At 61.5% G+C, this 17363-nt stretch carries 11 protein-coding genes, 16 tRNA genes and 1 rRNA gene (1 of these 28 cut by a window edge); 26 read left to right on the forward strand and 2 right to left on the reverse strand.

Annotated features, from left to right (window positions below):
• The 24 genes from NYE40_RS07130 to NYE40_RS07245 form a co-directional block, all read left to right on the forward strand.
• A 23S ribosomal RNA gene (locus tag NYE40_RS07130) occupies positions 1–991 on the forward strand (it extends 1951 nt beyond the left edge of the window).
• Positions 992–1076: 85 nt separating this feature from the next.
• Positions 1077–1152, forward strand: a tRNA-Asn gene (locus NYE40_RS07135).
• A gap of 3 nt (positions 1153–1155) precedes the next feature.
• Positions 1156–1246: transfer RNA gene (locus NYE40_RS07140), tRNA-Ser, on the forward strand.
• Between the two features lie 5 nt (positions 1247–1251).
• A tRNA-Glu gene (locus tag NYE40_RS07145) sits at positions 1252–1326 on the forward strand.
• Positions 1327–1396: 70 nt separating this feature from the next.
• Positions 1397–1472, forward strand: a tRNA-Val gene (locus tag NYE40_RS07150).
• An 8-nt stretch (positions 1473–1480) separates the two neighbouring features.
• Positions 1481–1557 (forward strand) — tRNA-Met (locus NYE40_RS07155).
• Between the two features lie 4 nt (positions 1558–1561).
• Positions 1562–1638: transfer RNA gene (locus NYE40_RS07160), tRNA-Asp, on the forward strand.
• Positions 1639–1654: 16 nt separating this feature from the next.
• Positions 1655–1730: transfer RNA gene (locus NYE40_RS07165), tRNA-Phe, on the forward strand.
• A gap of 16 nt (positions 1731–1746) precedes the next feature.
• Positions 1747–1822: transfer RNA gene (locus NYE40_RS07170), tRNA-Thr, on the forward strand.
• Between the two features lie 10 nt (positions 1823–1832).
• A tRNA-Tyr gene (locus NYE40_RS07175) sits at positions 1833–1918 on the forward strand.
• 6 nt (positions 1919–1924) lie between these two features.
• A tRNA-Trp gene (locus NYE40_RS07180) sits at positions 1925–1998 on the forward strand.
• Positions 1999–2003: 5 nt separating this feature from the next.
• Positions 2004–2079: transfer RNA gene (locus tag NYE40_RS07185), tRNA-His, on the forward strand.
• A 9-nt stretch (positions 2080–2088) separates the two neighbouring features.
• A tRNA-Gln gene (locus NYE40_RS07190) sits at positions 2089–2163 on the forward strand.
• A gap of 3 nt (positions 2164–2166) precedes the next feature.
• Positions 2167–2241, forward strand: a tRNA-Gly gene (locus tag NYE40_RS07195).
• 10 nt (positions 2242–2251) lie between these two features.
• Positions 2252–2325 (forward strand) — tRNA-Cys (locus NYE40_RS07200).
• A gap of 18 nt (positions 2326–2343) precedes the next feature.
• Positions 2344–2420, forward strand: a tRNA-Arg gene (locus NYE40_RS07205).
• A gap of 44 nt (positions 2421–2464) precedes the next feature.
• Positions 2465–2547, forward strand: a tRNA-Leu gene (locus tag NYE40_RS07210).
• Between the two features lie 708 nt (positions 2548–3255).
• Complete coding sequence (locus NYE40_RS07215; protein ID WP_339279683.1) at positions 3256–8949, forward strand: phosphodiester glycosidase family protein; 5694 nt, start codon at positions 3256–3258, stop codon at positions 8947–8949.
• 255 nt (positions 8950–9204) lie between these two features.
• On the forward strand, positions 9205–9444 hold the full coding sequence (locus NYE40_RS07220; protein WP_244912778.1) for a hypothetical protein: 240 nt from the start codon (positions 9205–9207) through the stop codon (positions 9442–9444).
• 42 nt (positions 9445–9486) lie between these two features.
• Positions 9487–10158: a PspA/IM30 family protein gene (locus NYE40_RS07225; protein ID WP_101808763.1), complete on the forward strand. Its 672-nt coding sequence runs from the start codon at positions 9487–9489 to the stop codon at positions 10156–10158.
• Between the two features lie 5 nt (positions 10159–10163).
• Positions 10164–10643 (forward strand): PspC domain-containing protein, encoded by a 480-nt coding sequence (locus tag NYE40_RS07230; protein WP_244912779.1) that lies wholly within the window; start codon positions 10164–10166, stop codon positions 10641–10643.
• A 4-nt stretch (positions 10644–10647) separates the two neighbouring features.
• Entirely contained in the window at positions 10648–11355 is a 708-nt protein-coding gene (locus NYE40_RS07235) for a PspA/IM30 family protein (RefSeq protein ID WP_028600019.1), read from the forward strand.
• Between the two features lie 178 nt (positions 11356–11533).
• The gene (locus tag NYE40_RS07240; RefSeq protein ID WP_028600018.1) at positions 11534–12532 is read left to right on the forward strand and encodes a sensor histidine kinase; all 999 of its coding nucleotides are present in this window, start codon (positions 11534–11536) and stop codon (positions 12530–12532) included.
• Positions 12529–13212, forward strand: coding sequence for a response regulator transcription factor (locus NYE40_RS07245; protein ID WP_028600017.1), 684 nt, complete (start codon positions 12529–12531; stop codon positions 13210–13212). The genes NYE40_RS07240 and NYE40_RS07245 overlap by 4 nt, the downstream gene beginning before the upstream one ends.
• A 104-nt stretch (positions 13213–13316) precedes the next feature.
• Here NYE40_RS07245 and NYE40_RS07250 read toward each other — a convergent pair whose 3' ends face one another.
• On the reverse strand, positions 13317–14009 hold the full coding sequence (locus tag NYE40_RS07250; protein WP_339279687.1) for a hypothetical protein: 693 nt from the start codon (positions 14007–14009) through the stop codon (positions 13317–13319).
• Positions 14010–14149: 140 nt separating this feature from the next.
• Positions 14150–14611 (reverse strand): hypothetical protein, encoded by a 462-nt coding sequence (locus NYE40_RS07255; protein ID WP_339279688.1) that lies wholly within the window; start codon positions 14609–14611, stop codon positions 14150–14152.
• A gap of 115 nt (positions 14612–14726) precedes the next feature.
• Here NYE40_RS07255 and NYE40_RS07260 point away from each other — a divergent pair, with 115 nt between their 5' ends.
• Positions 14727–15569 (forward strand): hypothetical protein, encoded by an 843-nt coding sequence (locus tag NYE40_RS07260; RefSeq protein ID WP_339279690.1) that lies wholly within the window; start codon positions 14727–14729, stop codon positions 15567–15569.
• Between the two features lie 149 nt (positions 15570–15718).
• On the forward strand, positions 15719–17275 hold the full coding sequence (zwf, locus tag NYE40_RS07265; protein WP_101808769.1) for a glucose-6-phosphate dehydrogenase: 1557 nt from the start codon (positions 15719–15721) through the stop codon (positions 17273–17275).
• The last annotated feature ends 88 nt before the right edge of the window (positions 17276–17363 follow it).

Genomic DNA, 17363 nt, shown 5'->3' on the forward strand with positions numbered 1-17363 from the left:
CGGCGGCCGTAACTATAACGGTCCTAAGGTAGCGAAATTCCTTGTCAGGTAAATTCTGACCCGCACGAATGGCGTAACGACTTGGGCGCTGTCTCAACGAGAGATCCGGTGAAATTTTACTACCTGTGAAGATGCAGGTTACCCGCGACAAGACGGAAAGACCCCATGGAGCTTTACTGCAGCTTGATATTGGACTTTGGTACGATCTGTACAGGATAGGTGGGAGCCTAGGAATCCGGAGCGCCAGCTTCGGAGGAGGCGCCGTTGGGATACCACCCTGATCGTATCGGAGTTCTAACCTGTCACCGTGAAGCCGGTGAAGGGACCGTGTCAGGCGGGCAGTTTGACTGGGGCGGTCGCCTCCTAAAATGTAACGGAGGCGCCCAAAGGTTCCCTCAGAATGGTTGGAAATCATTCGAAGCGTGCAAAGGCATAAGGGAGCTTGACTGCGAGACCAACAAGTCGAGCAGGGACGAAAGTCGGGCTTAGTGATCCGGTGGTACCGAATGGAAGGGCCATCGCTCAACGGATAAAAGCTACCCTGGGGATAACAGGCTTATCTCCCCCAAGAGTCCACATCGACGGGGAGGTTTGGCACCTCGATGTCGGCTCATCGCATCCTGGGGCTGAAGTAGGTCCCAAGGGTTGGGCTGTTCGCCCATTAAAGCGGTACGCGAGCTGGGTTCAGAACGTCGTGAGACAGTTCGGTCCCTATCTGTCGTGGGCGTAGGAAATTTGAGAGGAGCTGTCCTTAGTACGAGAGGACCGGGATGGACGTACCGCTGGTGTACCAGTTGTTCCGCCAGGAGCACCGCTGGGTAGCTACGTACGGACGGGATAAGCGCTGAAAGCATCTAAGCGCGAAGCCCCCCTCAAGATGAGATTTCCCAGTATGTAAGACCCCTGGAAGACGACCAGGTCGATAGGCTCGAGGTGGAAGCGCGGCAACGTGTGCAGCTGACGAGTACTAATCGGTCGAGGGCTTATCCTACTTAGCAAGAACAGCCGGTCAGCACGGCATTTCGTTCGATCCAGTTTTCAGGGCGCAAGTCCTGAAGCATCCCATCGCTTCATATTCCCTGATAGCTCAGTTGGTAGAGCACTCGACTGTTAATCGAGTTGTCACAGGTTCGAGTCCTGTTCGGGGAGCCATCTGGAGAGCTGTCCGAGTGGTCGAAGGAGCACGATTGGAAATCGTGTATACGTTAATCGCGTATCGAGAGTTCGAATCTCTCGCTCTCCGCCAGATATGGCCCGTTGGTCAAGGGGTTAAGACACCTCCCTTTCACGGAGGTAACAGGGGTTCGAATCCCCTACGGGTCACCATTTTTCTTTCGATGGCTTGATATTGGATATCGAATTAAGGTATATTAATACAAGCTGTTGTAATTGTTATGGAAGCTTAGCTCAGCTGGGAGAGCATCTGCCTTACAAGCAGAGGGTCGGGGGTTCGATCCCCTCAGCTTCCACCATGAACTATCGCGGGGTGGAGCAGTCCGGTAGCTCGTCGGGCTCATAACCCGAAGGTCACAGGTTCAAATCCTGTCCCCGCAACCAATACGGAGCTGTGGTGTAGAGGCCTAACATGCCTGCCTGTCACGCAGGAGACCGCGGGTTCGAATCCCGTCAGCTCCGCCATTTTCTAAAAATGTTAGGCTCGGTAGCTCAGTTGGTAGAGCAAAGGACTGAAAATCCTTGTGTCGGCGGTTCGATTCCGTCCCGAGCCACCATTTGAAAATTGAATACGCCGCTGTAGCTCAACTGGTAGAGCAACTGACTTGTAATCAGTAGGTTGGGGGTTCAAGTCCTCTCGGCGGCACCAGCTTTTCCGTGGAGGATTAGCGAAGTGGCCAAACGCAGCAGACTGTAAATCTGTTCTCTGACGAGTTCGGTGGTTCGAATCCATCATCCTCCACCAGTTTATAGGGGCATAGTTTAAAGGTAGAACAGCGGTCTCCAAAACCGTTAGTGTGGGTTCAATTCCTGCTGCCCCTGCCAGCATGGCGATCGTGGCGAAGTGGTTAACGCACCGGATTGTGGTTCCGGCATTCGGGGGTTCAATTCCCCTCGATCGCCCCATGTGTTTGTTGGGGATTAGCCAAGCGGTAAGGCAACGGACTTTGACTCCGTCATTCTCAGGTTCGATCCCTGAATCCCCAGCCATTTGCGGAAGTGGCTCAGCGGTAGAGCATCGCCTTGCCAAGGCGAGGGTCGCGGGTTCGATTCCCGTCTTCCGCTCCATTTTTATTGAGGCGCCATAGCCAAGTGGTAAGGCAAAGCTCTGCAAAAGCTTTACCCCCAGTTCGAGTCTGGGTGGCGCCTCCATTCTTTTTTGCTTGATGTGTGCCCTTAGCTCAGCTGGATAGAGCATTTGACTACGAATCAAAAGGTCAGGAGTTCGAATCTCTTAGGGCACGCCACAAGCGGATTTTTTTATTTTAAGAGCTCTTGTACGTTTATCTTTGCTGGTGTGGCGGAATGGCAGACGCGGCGGACTCAAAATCCGCTTCCGGAGACGGAGTGGGGGTTCGAGTCCCTTCACCAGCATCACGAATGAAACCCTTAGGAAAAATTTCCTAAGGGTTTTTTGTGCTTTTCGTAGGATATCTTCGGCAAGGTCAATGGAATTAAAATTATGAAATAAAAGTTAAATTTGAAATATTAATATGAAATTTATATTCAAATGATGAGGAGTTGATACTCGCCGGTTAGGCTGGAGGAAGACATAGCCATCACAAAGAGGAACAGGAAATCATTCGTTTCTAAGGGGGATTGAAAATGAGGGCAAGAAGCAGATCCGGCTATTCGATTCTGGTTGCGTTTCTGATCGTAGCCTTGCTGCAGCAAACGTGGGCTTTTCAAGCTTTTTCCGCTGAGCTAGAGCCTCAATATGGCCGCATTGTAGATTCACGGCAGCTGGACTTGGTCCCAGGCGCTCGGTATGTCTGGCAGGATGTAGAGGATCAGCGCGGCAGACAGAAGATCCATGCCGTCTCGTTCCGTCCCGGAACGGACGGGCTTGAGCTGCGGGCCGGACTGAAGGACGGAAAAGTATACGGAATGAAGGGCGTGACCGAGATGGCAGCCTATGCGGATAAGCCTGGGAATCGTGTCGTCGCTGGCATCAACGGCGATTTTTATGAGATATCCGGCTTTGCTACGGGCGTACCGAACGGGCTCTTTGTCGATGAAGGCCGGATTCTCAATAGCGGCATTTCGCCCTATGCATTCGGTCTCACGAGGGACGGCCGTTCATTGTACGGCTCGCCGAAGCTGACGAAAATGATCGAGATCAAGGGGGGCTCCTATGAGCTCACGAGCATCAACCGTCATCGGGATGTCGATCAGCTGGTCTTTTATACATCGGACTATTCTCAATCGACTCATACCTCTCCCGACGGGGACGAATATGTGCTGACGATACGGGAAGGGGAAGTGAAAAGCGGACAGCAGGTCAAGCTCCAGGTTGCCGAAGTCCGAACGGGAAAAGGCGACACGGCATTGACGGAAGGAACCGTCGTCTTATCCGCGTCCGGAACGGCAAGAGCCGTTGCCTCCGGGCTTAAGGCAGGAGACGAGGTCGTCGCTTCTTTCCTGCTGGACGGTCCTTGGCAGGAGGCGGAGCTGATCATCGGCGGAACCGGACCGCTCGTAAAAGATGGCGTCGTCCAAGCCGACGTCGGTCCGGCAGGCGTCCATCCACGGACCGCTATCGGCACCAAGGCCGACGGCAGCGTCGTCCTGTTCGAGGTCGACGGCAGAGCGCCTGGCTTCAGCGAGGGCGTCGAGACGACCGAACTGGGCGGCATGATGAAGGATATGGGCATCGTGCAGGCGATGAATCTGGACGGGGGAGGATCATCGACGTTTATTGCCCGCATGCCGGGAACATCTAAAGCGGTCATGATGAACCGCGGATCGGACGGGTTCGAGCGCAAGACCGGCAATGGGCTGCTGCTTGTCAGCACGGCGCCAGAAACCGGGATCGCGGCGAGTCTGGCGGTACAGCCTTCGGCCGAGCGGATTTTGGCCGGCTCGTCGCTGGCCTTCACAGCCGCAGGCGTGGATGAGAACGGCCATCCTGCTCCAATGGCAGGCGAGCCTGTCTGGAGCAGCGAGGGCGGAATCGGAACGATCGGAAGCGACGGCAAGCTCCAGGCGGGGACGAGCGCGGGCAGCGGGTTGGTCCGAGCGGCATCCGGGCAAGCGAGCGGTACGGCTCAGGTCGAGGTAGTGGACGTCTTGACCGGCCTGGAGTTCCCCGACAAGGCGAGGACGTTTTCCAGCGGGGCCAAGGAAAAGCTCGCTGTTCGGGCGCTGAGAGACGGGCAGGTCATCCAAGCCGACAACCGGAGCCTGCAGTGGAGAGTGGAAGGCGATATCGGCACGATCGACGCGGAGGGGGTCTTTGCCGCTGCGGAAGAAACGGGCGTGCACGGCAAGATCGTCGCCAGCTACAGCGGCATCGAAGCGACCATGGACGTCAGCGTCGGCGTTCCGCCGGCTCTGCTGGAGACGTTCGAGCAGGGCTTGTCCGCGTATCAGGCATCCGGCGCCGCGTTCAATTCGGTGGAAATCGCCGAGACGTCCGATCCCGACTTCGTCCGCAGCGGGCAGAAGTCGCTCAAGCTGGATTACGACTTCACAGGCAAAACCGGCACGTCAGGGGCCTATCTGAGCGCCGTATCTCAAGAGACGCGGATCCAGGTGCCGGGCTACCCGGAAAAAATCAGCATGTGGGTATACGGAGACGGAAAGAAGCACTGGCTGCGCGGGCAGCTGAGGGACGGCAACAACGCGGCGGTGGCGATCGACTTCACCGATCAAGGAATCGGCGTCGATTGGACGGGCTGGCGCTATGTCGAAGCCGCGGTGCCGAAGGGCAAGACGCTTCCGTTCACGATGGACATGCCAGTCCGATATATGGAGACGAAAAATACGAACAAAACGGCAGGCACGCTCTACATCGACGACATCCGCGCCGTCTACGGTCCGCTGGAAGAGGACCGCGAGCCCCCGGCGCTCCTAAAGGCTTCGCCGGCTGCCAATGAGAGAGTGTCCACGGCGACGCCGATGATCTCCGTGACGGCAGAAGATGCCGGCTACGATCCGGTCCAGCATCCGGGAACGACGCTGATCGATCCGGAGTCGATCCGGGTCTATGTCGATGACCAGAAGGTCGAGCATGGCTTGTACCCTCCCAAGGGCGAGATTTCCTACAAGCCGCGAGAGCCGTTGGCGGAAGGACGGCATAAGGTCAAAGTGGCGGTCCGGGACCTGGCCGGCAACCAGACGATCCAAACCTGGTCTTTCAGCGTCAATCTGGGCTCGCCGTATTACGAATATGGCACTTCGGAGGAACTTCATCCTGGCGGAACCTACGCGGTGGAGGTTCGGGCCGAAAAAGCGTCCAAGCTGATGGAAGGGCATATCGCCTTCCGCTTCGATCCGAATGCGGCCGGAGGCTTGCAGGTGCGGCGCTCCGACAAGGTGTCGGAGCAGCAGCTGGAGACGACGATAGACGAGGAACAAGGCGTAGTTCGCTTGAACTTCAAGCAATTGCATGAGGCGGGACTGTCCGATGAGGATCCGATCGCCTCGATCCTGTACACGGTGGACAGCGGCTATATCGGTCCCCACACGCTGGAGGAAGCGAAGGGAGAGCTGGCGCGTCCGTTTGCAATCCGCTTCGAGTCGGGCTCCGTCCGATCGACGGAAGGCGAAGGCAAGACGATCGAATTCGCCGGACCGGACATTGAGGCGGTCGTGCGTCCGGAGCTTTCCTTGGCTTGGCAGCCGCATGAGATCGCGCTTGGGGAGCCTGCGGAATTCACCGTCCTGAGGCAAGGGGCGGCGGTGCCGGATGCGAGGCTGCTCTTGAACGGCATTGAAGTGAGCGACGGCTCTGCAGAAGAGGGCGGCATCATCCGCAGCCTCGAAGCTGCGGCCAAGGCGGGAACCTACACGCTGCAAGCCGTGTCGGGCACATCGTACAGCGCGCTGCTGCGCTATACGGTCGCGCCACCGGCAGGCTCTTCGGCGCCGCAAAATGTAAATGTCACGGTCGGAGAGGACGCCGCGACGGAGCGGCTGTTCGCTTGGCAGACGTCCCCGGAGACGAAGGGCACGGTCGTCGAGCTGGCGGAGCGGGAGGCGTTCGAGGGCTTCGATAAAGGCGCGGTCCAGCGGATCGAAGGAACGTCGAGCCTGTATACGACGGACAACGACGGCACCCTCCGCTTGCACCGGGCTCGGTCCGCCCGTCTGGAGCCGGATACCGAGTATGCCTACCGGGTCGGAGACGGACACGGAGCCTGGAGCTCCGAAGGCTCGTTCCGCACGAGCGGGGACAAGGGAGCGACGACTCGATTGCTGTTTTTCGGCGACTCGCAGGCGGGCGATCAGGCCGGCTTCAAGCTTTGGGGCGATACGCTCAAGCGGGCGCTGGCGGACGTGCCGGATGCGGATCTGATCCTTCATGCCGGCGATATGGTGGACAAAGGCTTTGAGCAGGAGCAGTGGAACTGGTGGTTCAGCGAAGCCGGCGAAGCGCTCCGCACGACGACGCTCGTGCCGGTCATCGGCAATCACGAGGTCATGGGCACGAACGGAAGCGGCGACTTCCGGGCGCAGTTCCAGACGCCGGACAACGGGGCTTCGGCAGCTCGGGGAACGAGCTATTCCTTCGACATCAAGGATACCCATGTCGTCGTCCTCGATACCGAGCAGGCCGATGCCGGGCTCAAGGAGCAAGCGGAATGGCTGGATCGCGACCTGGCCGGCTCCGAGGCGAAATGGACGGTGCTCGTGTTCCATCAAGGTCCTTACGGCAGCATTTATTCGAATGAGAAGGTCCAGCAGCTGTGGGTGCCTGTCATCGACAAGCATGAGGTCGACCTCGTGCTGAACGGCCATGACCACATCTATATGAGAAGCTATCCGATGAGGGGCGGGCAGATCGCGGCGGAAGAGGACGGCACCCGCTACGTCATCGGCGGCTCTTCCGGACCGAAGTTCTATGCCTGGACGGAGCGCATGTGGCAGGAGAAGATTTTTGATGGAGACGAGCAGATCTATACGTCGATCGTTATCGGCGAAAAGGAGATCCAGCTGACGGCGAAAAAGCAGGACGGAAGCATCGTCGACACGCTGCGCATTCCAAGCCGCGAGGCGGAGAAGCCGGCCTCGCTGCGGCTGACGGGCAAGCTGCAGCTGAAGCCGGGAGATACGGATGCCGTCGTGACCGAGGCGGTGTACGCCTCCGGCCGCGTGCAAGCGATTCGGGAAGGCGTCGCGTACTCCAGCTCGAATGAGCGGGTCGCGACAATCGACCGCGACGGAATCGTCACGGCGCTGCAGGCAGGCCGCGCTGTCGTGCAGGCCGAGCATGGCGGCTTGACGGCGAGCTACGAGCTGGAAGTGACGGAGAAGGAGCCGACGCTCGCGTCGATCCGGCTCCAAGGACCGCGCAAGCTGGCTCCGGGAGAAAGCGCCGTGTTAGTTACCGAAGCGGTATACAGCGACGGGCTTCGTTATGAGCTGAAGGGAGTCGAGTACGGCACGGACCATCCGTCCGTGGCGATCGTCCAAGACGGCTATCTGAAGGCGGTCGGAGCCGGCCGGACGGTCGTGACCGCCGTCTACGGAGAATGGCGAGACCGGTACGAGCTGGAGGTTGCAAGCCCGGCATCGCCTTCGCCGGAGCCTTCGCCGACGCCGAGCCCGAGTCCGGATCCGAGCCCGGATCCGACTCCAGCGCCAAGCGTTCCGGCATCGCCGACGCCGCGTCCAGGCGGCGACCCGACCCCGACGCCGACGCCGTCGTCGGATGTGCTGGTGCTGACGGAAGAACAGCTGCGAGGAGCGGGGCAGGAGGAGAGCCGCGTCGTCGTGAGCGTTTCGGACTGGCCAAGCCGGATCGCGTTCCCGGACCGGGTTGGCGAGCTGCTGGACGGGCGGACGCTGCAGATCCAATCGAGCCGGATCCGCGTCTCGATTCCAGCGGACACGCTCCGCAAGCTGCAGAGCCGGCTGCCGGGAGATGAATCCGCCGCCGCGGGCGCGAGCCTCGTGCTGACATCCCTCCCGCAGGATGCGGAAAAGCTGCTGGCCGCCGCCGCGGTACGCTACAACGCCCGGGTGCAGGCCGCGGGCGAGCTGCGGGAATGGTCGCTGGCGCTGGTCGGCCAAGACGGCCGGACGATCGCCGTATCGGATCAGCCGATCGGAGTGGAGCTGCTTCAGGAAGGAACGTATCCTCAGCGGACAGGCCTTTATCGGCTGTTGCCGGATGGAACGCTTCGCTTCGAAGGGGCCGCGGCAGGCTCCTGGGCTTCCATGAAGCTGGAGGAAGCCGGCGTATACGGAATGCTTCTATTCGAACGGTCCTATACGGATGTGAAGGCCGGCCATTGGGCCGAGGGAGCGATCCATTCCTTGACGGCGAGGCTGATCGTGCAGGGCGTTGGCGGACAGGCGTTCGAGCCGGGGCGGAGCGTGACCCGCGCCGAGTTCGCGGCGATGCTGGCCCGCGCTCTAAGGCTGGAGCCGAGCGACGGAGAAGCGGGCTATGCGGACGTTTCGCCGGACAGCTGGCATGCCGCCGAGATCGCGCAGGCCCGGCAGGCTGGACTGACGATGGGCTCGGCTGCCGGGCGGTTTGAGCCGGACCGTGCGATCATGCGCCAGGAAATGGCCGCCATGCTGGTCCGCGCCTACGCGCATCGAACGGAGCGGCCGCTCCCGGACGCGCCAGCGGACGCGGGCTTCCGCGATACGGCCAAGCTGGCGGCTTGGGCCAAGCAGGCGATCGGCCAGGCTGACTCGCTCGGATTGATCGAGGGGGCCGGCGACGGCCGGTTCCTGCCGGTCGCGAGCGGGACGCGGGCCGAGGCGGTCGTTTTGATTCAGCGGCTCCTGGACCTGCTGGAGGCGATCGAACAGGATTGACGAAGGGGCGCCCGCCGGGGCGCCTTTTCTGCTTGTCCTGCCAGGTCCGGGAAGCCCCCGGACAGCGGGTGGAGGAAGCCCCCGACCTGAGTCCAGGTCGAGAAACGTTCCGAGGTCCGTTTTGGGAAATGCGCGTCTGACCTAGAATAAAGACATGAAGAAAACGACCAAAGGTCCGGAAGGCGGTGACAATCAACGATGAAAAAGAATTCGACGGTAGGCTTAGTCTTGATTGCGGCAGGGGTGCTCGTCGCAATGAAATTCCTGGGGCTCGGACATTTGATCAGCTGGGTCGTCTCGCTGCTGTTCCCTCTGATCCTGATCGGCCTCGGCTACATCGGATGGCGCAACGGCAATCGGCTGATCGGCGGCATTCTCGCCTTTATCGGCGTAATCATCCTGCTCGGCAAGCTGTCTGGCCTGTTCCTGCTGCTGCTGGCGATCGGCCTGATCGCATGGGGCGTATCGAAGCTCAAAGAAGGACGTACTTACTGACCGGATATCGCATCATAAGCGCCTGCTAAGGAGGAAGAATGGATGAGCATCATCAGAAGAGTTCGCGACATTACGCTCGCAACCTTGAACGAGCATCTTGAAAAAGCCGAGGATCCGGTCAAGCTGATCGACCAGTTCCTGTGGGCGACGCGGGAGGAGATCATTCAGTCCGAACGGCTGCACGCCCAGTACTCGACGCATGGCCAGCATCTGAAAATGCAATGGCTCCAGGCGGAGCAGCAGAAGGAAAAGAGAGAGCAGCAAGCGGTGACGGCGCTGAAAGCCGGAGAAGAGCAGCTGGCTCGCATCGCCCTTCACGAAAAGGCTTCGGCCGAGGAACGCTCCGCCCAATACCGCGACCTGTACGAGCAGAGCCGGCTCAACATGGAGGATCTGGAAAAGACGCTGCAGGAGATGCGCAGCGAGTATCAGATCGTATACGACAAGCGGGAATACTACTCGGCCCGCATGGAATCGCTCAAGCTGCAGCAGCGCATGAACTCGCGCTATGGCGCGGTCGGCTCCAGCGGCAAGCCGGAGGGCATGTTCCGCCGCCTGGACGACCGCATCAGCGGCCTGGAGCATGAAGCCCGCAGCCTGCGCGATCTCAGGCAGGGCGGCCCCGACTACGCCGGTCCGCAGCGCGGAGTCGGCAATCCCCAAGTCGAGCTGGAGCTGGAGCAGCTCAAACGGAAGCTAGGACAAGGAGGCTGACCGACATGAAGCAACTTTACCGGTCCAGACAAAAGAAGATCATGACCGGGCTCAGCGGCGGATTGTCCGATTACTTCAACGTCGATGTCAATCTGCTCCGCATCCTGATCATCATCCTGGCGATCTGCACGAGCGGAGCTGCGATCGTGGTCTACATTCTGGCGGCGCTCGTCATTCCGAAGGAGCCGCCCTACGATTCCTACCCGCCCGGAGGCTACGGATCCTATGGCGGATACGGCGGCCCGCAGCGTCCGGAGCAAGGCTACGGCTTCGATCCGCGCAGACGCCAGGAGGGTCCTCACGGCGGCCCGTACCGCAACCCGCCGCATTTCGGCGCCGGCGCGCATGATCCGGCATGGAAGGACGCTTCGGAGCCGACCGCGTCCGAGCTGGACAAAATGATGGACGATCTGGAGAAAAAGGCGCTCCGCAAGGAGCTGGACGATTTGAAAGCCAAACTCGCGAAATACGAGAAGGGAGAATGACAACATGGGTATTTTCAAACGGATGAAGGATATTACGAAGGCTTCGATGCATGAGGTGCTGGACAAGATGGAGGATCCGGTCATCATGCTCAACCAGTACCTGCGCGACATGGAGCAGGAGATCCACCAGGCGGAGGTCACCGTCGCCAAGCAGATGGCGAACGAGCGCCGCATGCAGCAGCGCTACGAGGAAGCTCAGCGCAGCGCGGCGGACCGCGACAGCAAGGCCGAGGCGGCTCTGCGCTCCGGACAGGAGGATCTGGCCCGCACGATGCTGGAGGAAAAGCTGTACTTCGACGAGAAGACCGAGGAATTCAGCCGCCTCCATGCGGAAGCCAAAGCTCAGGCCGATGAGCTGAAGCATCAGCTGTACGGCATGAAGGACGAATTCTACCAGCTGCGCAACAAGCGCAACGAGCTGGCGGCGCGCGCTCAAATGGCCAAGGCCAAGAAGCAGATGTCCCAGAGCTCTTCCGTCGGCCATATCGACTCGGGCACCGCTTCCCGCGGCTTCGGCCGCATGGAGGAGAAGATCCTTCGCCTGGAGGCGGAAGCCGATGTGCTCCGCACGCCTTACGGTCAAGGAACCGGCGGCTATCGCTCTGAGACGAAGCCGGAGAACCAGCTCAAGGTCGAGGAGCAGCTGCGTCTGCTCAAGAACAAGCTGAATCCGACGCCGCCGGCGGAAGAGCCGACGTCGACGGAATCCTAGGACGACAGGCGGAACGGGGGCCGAGACTCGCGGCTGCTCGTCCTGCGGCAGCCCCAACCGGACAGCTGAAGCTGACGGTTCGGGGCTTTTCTTTGGTTGAGTGGCTTCGTTGCGACGGCATGAGCTTGTTCCGACAGCTCGGGAAGCGTTAAAGTAGAGAAAGAGAGGGGGAGCTGAATTGTCCGCCAAGAAACCTCCGGGCAGCGAACGGGAGCCAAGCCGCCGCAACCGAATGGAAATTCTGCTGTGGCTGCTCATTTTGCTGGGCTTGCTGCTCATTTTGCTGCAAGGGCTCGGGTATGTGGAGTTTTTCGCGCTGCAGGGCAAGGCCGCTCTGTACGGACTGTCGATCATCGCGGTCGCGATGGCGGCGGCCGCGCTCAAGAGCTCGGTGCAGACGAGCAAGCTGAAGGAAGCGCTGCGCAAGCTCAATCAGCAGCAGGGGGCGCGGCGCAAGACGATTACGATTCCGTCGGCGAAGGATCACGACGAGCAAGACGAGCAAGAGGAGCAGGAGCGCGAGGAATGGCAGGAGCAGGTAAAGTTCACTGCGGTCATCGAAGAGCGCCAGCGTCTCGCTCGGGAGCTGCATGACGCGGTCAGCCAGCAGCTGTTCGCCATCTCCATGACGGCTACCGCCGTCAGCCGGACGATCGAAAAGGACTGGGAACGGGCGCGCCGCCAAGTGCAGCTGATCGAGGAGATGGCGGCGGTCGCCCAATCCGAGATGAGGGCGCTGCTGCTTCATCTGCGGCCGGTCCATCTCGACGGCAAGGATTTGGCGCAGGCGCTGGAGCGGCTCGTGTCGGAGCTGCAGGCGAAGGTGCCGATGGAGATCAGCATCCAGGTCGATCGGACGCTGCTGTTCCATCCCAATGCGGAGGACCATTTGTTCCGCATCGCGCAGGAGGCTCTTTCGAATACGCTGCGGCATGCCAAGGCGACCAAGATGGACATTTCGCTGAGACGGGACGGATCGATGGCCAAGCTGAGCTTCACCGACAACGGAATCGGATTCGATTTGGAAGAAAAGAAGCAGGCCTCTTACGGCTTGCTGACGATGGAGGAGCGCATCCATGAGCTGGGCGGACGGATCGCCGTCAATACGGCTCTGGGCGAGGGCACCGCGATCGAGATGTGGGTGCCGCTCGAGGATGGAAAGGGGATAGGAGCATGAGCAGAGCGTTAGACGTCGAAGGCCGGGAGGCATCGGCGATCCGGGTGCTGCTGGTCGACGATCATGAGATGGTGCGGATCGGACTGGCGGCGGTGCTGGATACCGAGGACGGCATCGAGGTCGTCGGCGAAGCGGGCAACGGCAAGGACGGGGTCCGCCTGGCCATGGCCTACAAGCCGGAGGTCGTGCTGATGGATCTCGTCATGGAGGAGATGGACGGCGTGGAGACGACCCGGCAGATCATGGAGCAGCTGCCGGAGACGAAGGTCATCGTGCTGACCAGCTATCTGGACGACAGCAAGCTGTACCCGGTCATCGAGGCGGGGGCGTTCAGCTATTTGCTGAAAACGTCGCGCGCCGGCGAGATCGCGGACGCGATCCGGGCCGCGTCCCGCGGACAGTCCGTGCTGGAGTCGCAGGTGGCGGCCAAGATGATGAACCGTTTCCGGCAGCCGAAGCCGTCCGCGCAAAAAGCTCCGCATGAGGAGCTTACGGAGCGGGAGATGGACGTGCTCAAGCTGGTCGCCCAGGGGCTGTCCAACCAGGACATCGCCGACCGGCTGTTCATCAGCATCAAGACCGTCAAGTTCCATGTGACGAACGTGCTGAACAAGCTTGGCGTAGAGGACCGCACGCAAGCCGCGATCTACGCGCACAAGCATGATTTGGCGCTCGACTGAACCGGCGCGGGCGACAGGCGGGCGGGCCGCATGGCCGACGCCCGCGCCGAAGCGGCGCCTGCCCCGCTCACAAAGAGGCGGCGCCTGCTTCGCGCGAGCGGGGCTTAGACGCTTTCGTGCAGCCGCCAGCCTTGCGGCGGCAGGAAGCTGCCCGGCGTCCCATACTCGTTGTACTGCGTATAGGGCAGCGTCAGCGCGTCGCTCAGCAGCGAGCGGGACGGCTGCGCCAGCAGCCCGGTCAGGATGTCCTCGGCGCAGGGGAGCAGGCCTTCCGCGCTGAACAGAGCGCGGAGCACGGAGTCCGGCCGCTCGTCGAGCAGGCGGCGCAGGGCGATCGAATCGAGCTGGAGCCTCCCTTTCCCGGCAGCCTCGGCAGGCTGGAATCCGGCTGCTGCGGCGGCAGGATGCGCAGCCAGGCGGCATAGCTCCGCTTCAACGTCATCGCTCAACGTCGCGCTGTAGCGGAAGCCCAGCAGCAGCAGCGAGTTCCATCCGCTCTCAAGCCTGCGGACGGCCTCTCCAAGGCCGGGGACGTCCAGGACGCTTCTGCCGTCCGCCAGATGGCGGCGGCGTTCCCGCAAGCGGTGGATGTCCAGGAGCTGAGCGGCCATCGCTTCCGACCAGGAAGCGGCCTCCGCGAGCGCTCTCTTCATATGACCGCCTGCTTCTCCATAGAGCAGGCTCCAGTCCGGAGCCCCAGAGGGCGCGGAGGTCTCCGGACGGATGGAGGCGGGCTGGATCGGCGCTGTCCGCTCGATCGAGCGGCGAGGGAAGATCCGTTGCAAGGGCTGGAGCATGGGAGGTCCTCCTTCCTGATGCGGAATGGAATGCTTTCCCTCTTTTACCCGGATCGATCGACGCGCCAAACTGCCTGCTCCCTTTTTTTCGAAAAGGAAGCAGGCTGATCCGCGCTGAGCCGGCCGAGTCCAGCTCCGTATCAGATGAGAAGCAGCAGAAAGGCCAGGGCGGCCAGACTGACGCCGATCGCCGCGCCGAAGCCATACGGCGGAAATCCGCCAGGGTAGCCGCCGGGATAACCGCCGGGACCGCCCGGATAGCCGAAGCCCTGCGCTCCTCCCTCGGCCGCGCCGGGGCCGTAAGGATAGCCGGGGCGGAACGGAAAAGCCTGCGTATGGGCTTCCGGCTCCGTATCGGCCGACTTGGCGGCCTTGACTTTTTTGCCCTTGACCTTAGGCGGCTTGGCGGTCTTGGCGGCCGAAATGCCGGCGGAGAGGAAGCGGCGGTCATGATGCTCCTCGCCGCCGTTCAAGAAAATATGGCCGTCGCGGCAGGCGGTGAGCATGCCGACATGGCGCGTGCCGTCCTTCAGGATCATGCATACGGGCATGCCGCAAAATTGCTTGATGTGGTCTTCGTGAAGCGGTCGAATCGGTTCCATGCTGCCAATCATCCTTTCTGACCGAAGTGGGGATGGGATGATGCAGTATATTCACCTACGGGCGAATGCGCATGGTCAAACACCCAATTCGGATCATCCGAAAGGAGCGGATCGGATGCAAGCGAACGATTTGGAGCGGAAACGGCGGTCCAGGCAGGCTTTCGGGCTGGGAGCGGCGGCGCTGCTGCTCGCCGTGCTGGCCCTCTACTCGTCTTCCCGCGGGGCGGGGACGCCAGGGTGGGGAGTGCCCGACAAGCCGGCGAGCGCGAGCCAGCTCGTGTCGGCGTCGCCGGGCGATCTGGGCCGGCTCTGGCAATGGGCCGATGCGGAGTTCAGCGGCGGAGCGGCCGGCGGCAGCTGGGGACTTCGCTGGCTCGTCCCGGAGCTGACGGAGACGCAGGCGAAGCAGCTGCGGACGCAGCTGGCCGGCGCCGATGCAGCTTCCGTGCCTTCCACGGATGAAAGGGGAGCGGAATCGGGCATTCTATGGAAAGCGGAGCGGACGGACGAAACGGGCCGCTGGCTCGTCTCCGCGCTGCGGAGCGGCAGCGGGGAAGGAGAGATGGAAGCCGTCATCCGGCTGGCAGCGGCGCAGCCCGCTTCCAAGCCGTCGCTGGAGCGCGCGCAAGCGCGGGTGCTCGGCGTCCTGCGCGGCGCCGGCGTGGACGACGCGGCCGCGCTCCTGTCGATTCAGGCAAGCGGGAAAGGGCTGCGGGAGGACAGCGCCGAGCGCATCCTCGCCGCTGCCGAGGCGCGGCGGCTGGACAAGTACGAGGACGAGGCGACGATCGTGTCGACCTACGCCACCGACCGCCTGGAGGGTTCCGTCAGCCTGGAGGCTGATGATGGCTCGGAGCGGGCGAACCTGCAGCTGGCGCAGTCCAAGCCGGGAAACAAACCAGGCGCAGCCATCACGATCGGCGTGCCTTTATTGACGGGCGAGGCCGGCCGGCCCTAGGCGGACGCAGCCGCCATGCTTCGATGCTTGCCGAACGTGAAGGGCCCATGAAGATTGGGTGAGATCAATAGCCGCGCCCTGCACGATATGATACACTACATACCATATCGAACCGATCCAACCAAATTCATGACGAAAGAATGAGGAACATGAACTACTCTAACAAACAGGAACTGACAGCCGCCGAAGGCGCGGTCTACTATCTGTTCGGAGCCACAGGCGATCTGGCGAGGAGGAAGCTGTTCCCGGCGCTCTTTTCTCTATATAAAGAAGGCAAGCTGGCGGAGAACTTCGCGGTCGTCGGCCTCGCCCGCCGTCCTCGCGACAACGACCAGTTCCGCCAGGACATATTCGAGTCGATCCAGGAGTTCTGCCGGTACAAGCCGTCCGATCCGGAGCTGTGGAGCCGGTTCGCCGATCATTTCGTCTACATGCCGCTAGACATCCACAACGTGGACGGCTTCCGCGAGCTGAACCGGCTGTCCGGCGAGCTCGACCAGAAGTTCGGCATCAACGGCAACCGCCTGTTCTACCTCGCGCTGGCGCCGGAGCTGTTCGGTCCGGTCTCGTTCAACCTGCGGGACGGAGGGCTGCTCGAGTCCGCCGGCTGGCATAAGCTCGTCATCGAAAAGCCGTTCGGCTATGACCTGAAGTCGGCGCGCGAGCTGAACAGCCAGCTGAGCCAGGTGTTCAAGGAAGAAGAGGTGTACCGGATCGACCACTATCTCGGCAAGGAGATGGTGCAGAACATCCAGGTGCTGCGCTTCGCCAACCAGATGTTCGAGCCGCTCTGGAACAAGAATCATATCGCCAACGTGCAGATCACGCTGTCGGAGACGGTCGGCGTCGAGGAGCGCGGCGGCTACTACGACCACTCCGGAGCGCTGCGGGACATGGGCCAGAACCATATCCTGCAGATGATCACGATGATCGCGATGGAGCCGCCGGGACGCCTTCATCCGGAGAGCCTGCGCGACGAAAAGGTCAAGGTGCTCCGCTCGCTGCGCCAGTTCGCCGGCAGCGACGAGGTGCGCGAGCGCGTCGTGCGCGCGCAGTACCGCGCAGGCAGCAGCAAGGTCAAGGAGCTGCCGGGCTACCGGCAGGAGGACAAGGTCGATCCCGAGTCGACGACGGAGACGTACTTCGCCGCCAAGGTGTTTGTGGACAACTTCCGCTGGGCGGGCGTGCCGTTCTACATCCGCACGGGCAAGCGGCTGCCGGTCAAGACGACGGAAGTCGTGATCGAGTTCAAAAACGTGCCGGACAACGTGCTGTTCGCCAAGCGGCATCAGCTCGCTCCGAACCTGCTCGTCATACGCGTCAATCCGATGGAGGGCATCTACCTCAAGATCAACGCCAAGCGGCCGGGCTCCGACAACGAGGTGCAGCCGGTCGCGATGGAGTTCTGCCAAAGCTGCCAGATCGGCATCAATACGCCGGAAGCGTACGAGCTGCTCCTCTACGACGCCGCTCGCGGCGACTCCACATACTTCACCCGCTGGGACGAAGTCGCGGCCGCTTGGACGTTCGTCGACCGCATCGCCGCCGCATGGCGCGAGTCCGACGGCGATCTCCGCTCGTATGCGGCCGGCTCCTGGGGGCCGGAAGAAGCGGATCGCCTGCTGCAGCAGGACGGATTCTTCTGGTGGCCGGTCAACGGCCAGGCCGAAGACAACGTCGTCTGGATCAGCGGCGGCGGCAGCTGATTCGACCGATTTTTCATATCCATCGCCATTCCAATCCTGTTCGGGCATCCGGACAGGATTTGAGGCGTTTTGGCCCGTCTATTCCTTC

The sequence above is a fragment of the Paenibacillus sp. FSL W8-1187 genome (genome assembly GCF_037965485.1).
GTDB classification, from domain to species: Bacteria; Bacillota; Bacilli; order Paenibacillales; family Paenibacillaceae; genus Paenibacillus_O; species Paenibacillus_O pasadenensis.